This is a genomic window from Aphanothece microscopica RSMan92 (assembly GCF_046613545.2).
Classification (GTDB): Bacteria; Cyanobacteriota; Cyanobacteriia; order PCC-6307; family Cyanobiaceae; genus NIES-981.
In genome coordinates this window covers 1-1237 of sequence record NZ_JBKKKY020000194.1, presented here as the reverse complement: position 1 = coordinate 1237, position 1237 = coordinate 1, and the positions used below count along the sequence as shown (strand labels likewise).

The 1237-nt window shown below is 73.6% G+C and carries 1 protein-coding gene; it reads right to left on the bottom strand.

Annotated elements, in window-relative coordinates:
• The coding region (locus ACLD7X_RS16900) for a hypothetical protein (protein ID WP_411424853.1) at positions 1-1213 on the bottom strand (1213 nt) is incomplete at its 3' end.
• Positions 1214-1237: the final 24 nt, after the last annotated feature.

Here is a 1237-nt window from a genome sequence, read left to right as displayed (position 1 = left end):
CCAGGAATTCGGCCAGCGCCTGCCGCCGTTCGGACGAGGGCGGCACGGCATAGTCGTCGGCGAACAGCAGGAAGGCCGCCACCGCCGCCAGCGCCGCGCCCGAGGGCGGCAGCGGGTCCAGGTCCAGCCCCGGCGCATCGCCGCGCGACATCGCCGGCCCCGCCGCCTCGGCCCGCGTGCCGACGGCGAGCAGCCTTTCCTCCCGCACCGAGAGGCTGCCCCCGGCCGCGAGGTCCACCGCCCCGTGGCGGACCAGCACCCAATGCAGCGCGCCGGGGCGCTGCGCCACCGCCTTCACCCCCATCACCCGCGCCGGCATGGCGGGGCGGATATGCAGCACCGGCGCGTCCTCCGGCCAGCCGGCGGCGCCGATCGCGACATGGCCGACCGGCTGGTTCTCCGCCCAGATCGCCAGCCCCGGCTCCTTCGGCACGCCGAAGGGGCGCCAGGCCGCCCCGGCGCCGATCTCCGCCTCCGCCAGTTCCAGCCCGGCCTCGTCCAGCGCATCCACCGCCGTTGTGACGCGAAGCTGGCTCAGCTTGATCGCCGCGGTGAAGGTCACGGTCACCCGCAGCAGCGGGGAGCCGGGCGTGATCTCGTATTCGTAGCGCAGCGTCCCGGCGTCCACATCGCGGGCGCGCAGCCAGCCGGCGCGGCCCATGATGCGGCTTTCATGCATCAGCACCACGCTGCCATCCGCCCCCAGGCGCAGCCCGCAATCGACGATCGTCGTCTCCACATCCACGCAGGGGCGGTGCCGCTGGATGTGGAATTCCACCAGGTTGCCGGTGTGCAGGATGGGGGGAAGCCTTTCCTGCGGGCCGCGCAAATGCTGCCGGACCATGCCTTCCGCCAGGTTGCCGCTGAAGCGGTGGAACGGCGTCAGGATCTCGAAGTCGCGCGGGTCGTTGCGCAGCACGGCGACCTGCCCGATGCCGGCCCGCCGGCAGGGCAGCGGCGCATCCGCCATCGCCATCACGAAGTCGAGGATGGCGTCGGTGAAGGTCGGCCTGGTGTCGCGGATTTCCGGCAGCGCCAGCAATTCGGCGGCGGCGGCATTGCCCGGCGCGGCGCAGAAGCTGCCCCCCTCCGGCCCATCGGCCTCCGCCATGGCCGGCAACCGCTGGCCGCCGACCGTCACCACCCGCGCGAGCGGGCCTCGCAGATGGGCGACCAGGCGGTCGCGATCCGTCGCTTGCAGCAGGTTGCGCATGAAAGGGCGGCCAGGCTCCCGGGT